The sequence below is a fragment of the Cellulosimicrobium sp. BMG9.22 genome (assembly GCF_059159975.1).
Window position 1 is genome coordinate 1 of record NZ_JBZGBY010000083.1, and the last position, 275, is coordinate 275.

The 275-nt window shown below is 69.8% G+C and carries 1 protein-coding gene; it reads right to left on the bottom strand.

Going from position 1 to position 275, the window contains the following annotated elements:
• The coding region (locus AC4H2H_RS19770) for a superoxide dismutase (RefSeq protein ID WP_494372540.1) at window positions 1-275 on the bottom strand (275 nt) is incomplete at both ends.

The following is a 275-nucleotide window of genomic DNA, read 5'->3' on the forward strand; positions in this document are numbered from 1 at the left end:
TGGAGCCGATGGAGTCCCAGGCGAGGATGGCCCAGCCGGAGCCCTGGACGCCTGCGGCGACGGCGGCGAACTGCTTCTTGAAGGCGTCGAAGGAGCCGAAGTGCTCGTCGATCGCGGCGCCGATCTCGCCGGTGGGCTCGCCGCCGCCCTCGGGGGAGAGGTTGGTCCAGAACGCGGAGTGGTTGACGTGGCCGCCGAGGTTGAACGCGAGGTTCTTCTCGTGGAGGTTGATCGCGGCGAAGTCGCCGGTCTCGCGGGCCTCGGCGAGCTTGTCG